At 57.1% G+C, this 7,042-nt stretch carries 7 protein-coding genes; 3 read left to right on the forward strand and 4 right to left on the reverse strand.

Annotated features, from left to right (window positions below):
- Positions 1-8 precede the first annotated feature (8 nt).
- Both sigJ and LJD17_RS22615 read left to right on the forward strand, forming a co-directional pair.
- Positions 9-896: an RNA polymerase sigma factor SigJ gene (gene sigJ / locus LJD17_RS22610; protein ID WP_227386464.1), complete on the forward strand. Its 888-nt coding sequence runs from the start codon at positions 9-11 to the stop codon at positions 894-896.
- A 184-nt stretch (positions 897-1,080) separates the two neighbouring features.
- Positions 1,081-1,608 (forward strand): YybH family protein, encoded by a 528-nt coding sequence (locus LJD17_RS22615; RefSeq protein WP_227386465.1) that lies wholly within the window; start codon positions 1,081-1,083, stop codon positions 1,606-1,608.
- 54 nt (positions 1,609-1,662) lie between these two features.
- Here the strand turns inward: LJD17_RS22615 and LJD17_RS22620 are convergent, their stop codons facing one another.
- From LJD17_RS22620 to LJD17_RS22635, 4 genes are read right to left on the reverse strand one after another with little or no spacing between them, the layout of a single operon-like run.
- A complete protein-coding gene (locus tag LJD17_RS22620; protein WP_227386466.1) occupies positions 1,663-3,954 on the reverse strand; it encodes an endonuclease/exonuclease/phosphatase family protein in 2,292 nt (763 codons plus the stop codon).
- Entirely contained in the window at positions 3,951-4,778 is an 828-nt protein-coding gene (locus tag LJD17_RS22625) for an NHL repeat-containing protein (RefSeq protein ID WP_227386467.1), read from the reverse strand. Before LJD17_RS22625 ends, LJD17_RS22620 begins: the two co-directional genes overlap by 4 nt.
- A gap of 35 nt (positions 4,779-4,813) precedes the next feature.
- Positions 4,814-5,242 carry a hypothetical protein gene (locus tag LJD17_RS22630; protein ID WP_227386468.1) on the reverse strand — a complete coding sequence of 143 codons (429 nt, stop codon included), beginning with the start codon at positions 5,240-5,242 and terminating at the stop codon, positions 4,814-4,816.
- Positions 5,243-5,253: 11 nt separating this feature from the next.
- Positions 5,254-6,129, reverse strand: a complete 876-nt coding sequence (locus LJD17_RS22635) for a hypothetical protein (RefSeq protein WP_227386469.1) — start codon at positions 6,127-6,129, stop codon at positions 5,254-5,256.
- A gap of 579 nt (positions 6,130-6,708) precedes the next feature.
- On the opposite strand from LJD17_RS22635, the gene LJD17_RS22640 reads away from it, so the two are divergent.
- A partial coding sequence (locus LJD17_RS22640) for an NUDIX hydrolase (protein ID WP_227386470.1) occupies positions 6,709-7,042 on the forward strand: 334 nt, incomplete at its 3' end.

Raw genomic sequence — 7,042 nt, forward strand, 5'->3', positions numbered from 1 at the left:
GTAATCTGATGCTGGATCGCAATGACGCTATCGCGTTCAAGCAATCGAGGTCCAGGCTCCTGGGACTGGCCTACCGCATTCTCGGCTCCTGGGCCGATGCCGAGGATGCCGTTCAGGACACCTTCCTGAAATGGCAGGGGACCGACCGAGGCGTGATCGAAAGCCCGGCATCCTGGCTGACTACTATCTGTACCCGACGCTGCATCGACATGTTGAGGGCGCCCCACAAGAGCAGGGTCGATTATGTCGGTCCTTGGTTGCCGGAGCCGATCCAAACCGTGACCAGCGCGCTTCCGGAGGACGGACTGTCGCTGGCCTCCACTCTCTCGACCGCTTTCCTGCTGATGCTGGAGCGGCTCACCCCCAAGGAACGGGCCGCCTACCTGCTCCACGACATCTTCGAGGTGCCTTATCCTGAGATCGCACAGACGCTCGGCCTCCAGGAAAGTACCTGTCGCAAGCTCGTCTCCCGGGCCCGCGAGAACATTGCCCAATCCAAGGTCAGGCATATCACCCCGGCCGCACGGCAGGAGGAGCTTCTCGCCGCCTTTGAGGCGGCAGTCGCCAGCGGCGGCACCGGCCCTCTCGCGGCCCTGTTGTCGGACGAGATTGAGCTTAGTGCCGACAGCGGCGGGAAGGTGCCCACCATCCAGAAGGTTCTGCATGGCAAAGCCACGGTACTCGCGTTCCTCGCCGAGGCTCGTCAGTGGTGGAGCACCTATGACTGGGTAGCTGCGGAGATCAACGGAGGCCGGAGCATCATTCTACAGAAGGACGGTATACCAACGGCTTCAATCTCCTTTGCCTATGACGAGAACGGCACCGTCACCAACATCTTTATCATGCGCAATCCCGATAAGCTCGCTCGATTGCACGAGGCGCGTTCGATCGAATAAGGGAAGCCGATGGCGGCAGGTGCTGCCAAGCCGAAAACCTATCCCAACCCACAACTTGCCGGCCTTGGGGCTGCATCGCTATTGAGTAACAGTTGATCTTCAGCCCCCTCGATGTGCCCTTTGTCACAGCAGGACTTAGCGTTGGCTGCTACGCTCAATTACTGGGGGTTGAGGATAATGTATCATGATACCGGACAATCTCATCACTCCAGATCTTGCTGACCTCATCCAACGCAGTGCCCAAGCGAACGCGGCTCTCATGCGTGGAGACATCGAGCGGTACACTGAACTCGTCACCCTCACCGACGATTTCACGCTGATGTCACCATTTGGCGGCCCACCTACATTTGCATCGGAGTGCACGCCCGAGCGAATGGAGGCTATGGGACGTTTTTTCAGGAACGGTACTTTTGAGCAGGACCTCGTTCAGTCGTACCAATCGACTGATATGGTGGTTCTCGTGCTCATAGAACGGACGCACGTTGAGGTCGGCGGTCTTCCAGCTCAAGACTGGGCGTTGCGCGTGACACTGGTGTATCGCCGAGACGGTACAAAGTGGAACCTGGCCCACCGACATGCTGATCCGCTGGTCAACGGCGTCGACCTGGAGCAAGCAGCAATTCTTGCACGCGGCGATGCGGCCTTGCTTGCAAATCCCGGTCAACGATCCTCGGTGCGAAAGCCTCCGGCGACAGAGCGTAATAGGACTTAACCTCGATCAAGGAGACCTCGTGGCAGGCAGAGTGCGAGGGATCCGGCAGTTGAATCAGTCTGCTGGCGGTGGCTCCTGTGAAATCGTCACATGCAGGTCGTAAGATCCATCCTCAAATGACAGGTGAAGTCTAGTCATCTTAGAGGTGGGATTGCCAACGATCTCTGTCGCATTGGCGAAGGATGGGATGGTGACAGAGGCGCGATCTGCTGCTGAAAGATCGTCGAGTTCGACGAGCTCGAACTGTGCCTCCCCAACGTAGCGTAGCCCATCAAGCTCGGGGAGGTCGCGCCGACTGTCATCGTCAAAACGAAGGCGGTCTGAATGCGGAATATGCAGGATATTTCGTCCGTCAGAGGAGATGTTGATCTGGATATCGTCCGAACCCCATTCGTTGCCAAAGGTGCCATCCGTCTCATCGATACAGGTGAGCGTAGCCAAACCCAACGCGTGGGATCTTGGGCCAGGCACCGCATAAAGATAGGAAACATCGCTCGTAAGCAGAATATCGAAGGGGAGATTTTCATTTGGGTCGAATGGTGGCGTTCCCTTTCGCTGGACCAGAAAGTAGCCTGTTGCAGGCCAGCGATAAGTATGAACGGCGACCGCTGGTTCCCCCGGTTCTAGCTGGTCAGCGAGGCCGACATGACGGCGCGGCTCACCCGGTCGCTCCTCGAGGAGCTGGACGAGGTGCCGGTTATGATGGCTGCGCAGCGTGATCGTGCTGGTGACCGTCATCCCGCCATCCGGATTGGTGTCCAAGGGGGCGGTGAACCAGACGCAATCGAACTCACTCCAGGGGGTACTGGGATCATCATCGCAGTGCTGAGCTCCGGACTTGTGTGCAAAACGGATGGGGACACCGCGCAACAAGGGTATGGCGTCATCTGCACTGGTGCCCTCGAAACGGTGGATGGCCAGCTTGAAGGCTGCTTCGCGCACGCGAGACTTCATGAACACTCGGATAAAGAACGGCGCCGACGGAAGGGCAAAGCGGGTTCCCCAGCGTCTCTCGAGCACCGCTTCATCAGCCAGAGTTTTAAACGGCGGATAGGGAATGGAGAGGTTATCTGCTGTGTAAACCTCAAAGGAAACGCGCTCACTCCCATTGACCATTCTGAAGGCGTACCCACCTGCTTCGTCAATCCGATACCAATGCATTTCACCTTCGACGAGGAGGTCTGATACCGTCTGGTCGGCTGTAGGGAACAGGACTGGCTCTGCGGTGAGAGCCGAATTGTGCAGCCGTGCCGGAAAGAGGTCGAGCGACAGCGGCATGTGGTCGCTGGTGTAGTTGTTCGGTGGGTTCGTATTGGAGCCCGCGGCAACTTCATAGGGAATGCAGATGTGCTGCGCCACCAGACGGCCCGGGAACGGCGCCGGCATGACAAAATAATCGAGACGCTGCTCAGGGATCGTCGCGCCCCGATCAAAGAAGTCAGGCAGGGGTGTTCCCGATGACGGATCACCAGGACATTGCTCCCGATGCCACATATCCCAGAGCTCGTCGGTGAAGCTGCTACCGGACGTCGCGAAGCGTTCTTTCCACTCGCTCCGTGGCCCGCCAGTATGCTGCATACCATCGATGTTGATATCACCGCACAGGATGACCTCTGCCCTACCTGGAAATCCGTCAACCTGAGAGCTTATGAGATTAAACACCTGCTGAAGTTGAGATTTGCGGATCTCCTTGAATTTCTCTGGATCGTCATGCGGAGCCGCCTGGGTATGAGTGGTGACGATATGGATCGGGCGGTTACCGTCATGGAAGAAACCGGCATAGAGAGCTCCTTTGCACGAAAGGTCGTCCGGAAAGGCAGCTTCTTCATACGGAACGAATGCCACCTTGGGGATGCCATTGGGAAAGGCGGCTCTCATTGCCGCGTCGAAATGAGGCTCGAGGGTCTCTGGAATCGGTGTTGTCTGAAACGGCAGACGGCTGAAGATCATCAGTCCTGAGTCCTCGAATTTGGTGGACAGCAGCAAGGCGACGCCAGCCGTAATAACACCAAGGCCCCAGAGCAACGGCATGGTCGGCACGACGAGCAGCCAGGCGGCGCCGCCCGTGATCAGAGCCTGCAGCGCCAACTCGTCCTGATCCGCTTTGATGACGATGTGCGGAAACTCACCACCAAGCTCGGATTTGAACACTTCGCGCGCATCTTCGTCGAATACCTCCTGCAGACAGACAATGTCCCACGACCGAGGACTATCTTTGATGCGTTGACTGATCGTCTTGGCGCGCTCCTCAGTATTGGTGGTCGGCGGAAAAGTTCTCTGCGCTAGTGCCTCCAGTCCCCAGGAGCGCATTTGGGTATTGTAGGTGAGAACGCGCAGAGAGCTCATGGCGACACCGCTATGCCGAAGGGACGCTGAATTCCGAGGGGAGGAAGCCGGACTTCATCAACAATCGCCAAACTCCCAGGAGCAACGGCGACTTCGAGAACGAGGCCGAGCGTCGAGACCAAAACCAGAATCGTGGCTGCGTTAACTGTGGTGACCGCAGTAGGACCGAAGAGACGCCGATCTTCAAGCGTGATCACAACCGAGAGCTGCTCGTCCAGCAACACTATCCGCCGCGCCCCGAAATCAGCAACCGCAACGTGGCTGCCGCAGACGGCCAGAGCTATTGGCGCTGATAGGGCGTTGCTTGGAGAGACTGTCCAGTTGGCACCCGTCACATCATCGAAGCGGGCGATACGACCGAGCCGCGGGTCTGCTACCAGAATGCGCCCCTGTGCGTCCACCGCAATCGAAAATGGGTCCGCAAAGCGACCCGGAGCATCGATAGCTCCTGGCGCCGCCGGCTGCCCATAAGTGGCGACAACGCCGTCGCTGCCGAGACAGACAATCCGACGATGTCCGTTGTCGGCCACCCAGATATCTCCGGTCGTGCTTTCCGCTGCGCTGGTCGGCCTGGAGAGGCTCGTTCCGTCAGGAAAGTCGGGGTGAAAGACTTGCCAGATACTCAGATCGTCCGGATCGGCAAGGATCACACGGTTATTGCCTTGGTCGGCGATGCAGAGTCCAGATGTCAGTGCCGGTGAGAGGCCGGCGGGCTGCAAGAACTGCCATTGGCCGTTTCCAGGACCGCCATGATCTGCGGCAGTGCCTGCGGTAACCGCAACGATCTGGTGTCTGCCAATATCGGAGACATAGAAATCTCTCATGCCGCCCTCAAGCGATTGAAACTTCCAATGACATACTACCCACAATCCGTATCAGCTAACCGGATGGGCTCGCTGCGCCATTGCGTCTGCAGTGCATTGACCAAGCGTCGTAAACGGACTTGGGCCCGGAATAGTCCGAGGATCTTACCGATAACTGTTCCTGCGACGGCGCTGCCCAAGACGATGGCACCATCAGTGATTCCGATACTACCTATGGTGGCGATACGAAGACCAACCCAGACAATTGCGATGAGGACACCTGTGATCATTCCAAGAGATGCTTCACCGCAGGCGCAGGCATGATACGCCCGGTTCAAGCGCTTTTCCCACGATGCACGCTCATCTGCAGCAAAGGCAGTCGTCTCCAGTCGGAGAATTCCCCGTGGCCGCGGCTGCATCAGGGGCAGAACCGACAACGCATTCAACTCATCCGGATGATGAATGGCGCGGATTCCAGCAGCCATAGAAACCTCCGTTAGAAGTAGCTCACATGCTTGGACGCGCGGAGCAGCAGCACCTGCCAGTCATAAAGCCTGTAGTTCATCACATCTGTCACCATCGGTCGCGGTGTAGCCATCAAGTTGTCGGCATTGTCGGTCGCCCCCAGATGCCAGAGGTTTCCCGTGTGGCCGATTTCATGGCAGGCGACGCGACGCAGGTCCTGGGATGTCGGCATTGGCTGCGCCGCCACGGTGACAAAGTCGACAATCCAGGTACCACAGCCGTCTTTGCTAGGCTTCACGCTGCGCACGAAGAAGACCGAGACGGGCGCGCCGTACCCTAGCAGCCTGCGCCACCCGCCGTAGAAACAATGGACGGTCATCAGCAGATTGAATTTCGAGCCGGCAACACCAAGATCTGCACCGAAGGCGTTGGCATCGCACGGCGGATCAAGCGTATCGGAGTCTCCAGGCTCACGATCAAGTACTGTGATCCAGTCTTTGGTGACGATGGGGGTGCCGGAAAACCCCGTCACGTACTGCAAGGGAGCGGAGGGAACCAAACGAATATTCGCTTCACGCTTCAACAGATGAGCAGCTGCCTGGAGTTGGTCGACCGCATGGTCGATTGTATCCACCGGTCGCGATCGCTCATCGGCTAGGATCACCGGGCAGACACGAAGCAGCTTCTCCGGTCGAATTCCTAGTAAACCCGCGATTGTGTCGGCGATAGAGGCGATGGTCCACACAATAGCAGTCGCCAGACTGATAATCCAACGGATGAAGGCTCCGAGAATCGGAATTGACAGGATGACAGCAATGATTGCGGCAATCGCTGACCAGACCCATCCGAGAATACTCTCGATTGTGACAACCACCGCATTGATGATGGTGACAACTACGTCCCACATCAGGCAAATGGCAGTTGTTACGACGGCCCAAGCGGTACAAACCCAACTTGAGACCCACACGGCCGCGATACAGACCCAACTTGAAATCCAGACAGATGCCGTGCAGAACCAAGTGATGAGTTTGCATCCCCAACTGCAGGGCCACCAGTCGCAGCAGTTTTTATCCCAGGACTGACATTCGCTGTGGCCGTCATCACGCCACTCCGTGCACTCCTCGTGACCATCGTCGCGCCAGTTGGAACACTCTTTCGTACGCTGTTCGCCCCACACCAAGCATCCTGGCATAGTCATCATCCTAGCAATGCTGAAGTCGCACGCGGTAGATCACGAACTCTACTAGGGGATAATCCCAGTATTGATTACTTTTCCTATCTTTGCAATCTTCGCCTTCGAAGGTGAGATTAGCCTCCGGAATGCGAAGAAGCAGAATTCAACAGTGCATACTCAATACACTCAAGAATATCCGCAAATAATATATTAATATCAATAACTTAATTCCAATAATCCATATTCTTGAGAATTCCCCGCTCAATATGGATTGATAGGAGTTTAGGCTCCTCTTATGGCATAGAGGTCTGCATGCGCCGTCGACCATCAGCCCGCGTACTTGTGCTCGACCCCTTGGGGAGAGTTCTGCTGTTTCGCTTCTCCCATGACCGTGGCCCTCTCGCAGGCCAAACATACTGGGCCACGCCTGGAGGCGGGGTTGAAGACGGGGAGACGTTCGAAGAAGCCGCGATCCGAGAACTCCGAGAAGAGACCGGCCTGCATGTGGACCCAGTTGGCCCGGAGGCGGGACAGCGAGAGTTCGTTATGCAATTGCCGGATGGTGACCATGTAATCGCCGAGGAACGCTTCTTCGCTGAGACACAGAACACAGCTCTTACCCGTGATAGCTGGACCGCCTTAGAGA

The organism is Microvirga rosea (genome assembly GCF_020595095.1).
In the GTDB taxonomy this organism is placed as follows: domain Bacteria; phylum Pseudomonadota; class Alphaproteobacteria; order Rhizobiales; family Beijerinckiaceae; genus Microvirga; species Microvirga rosea.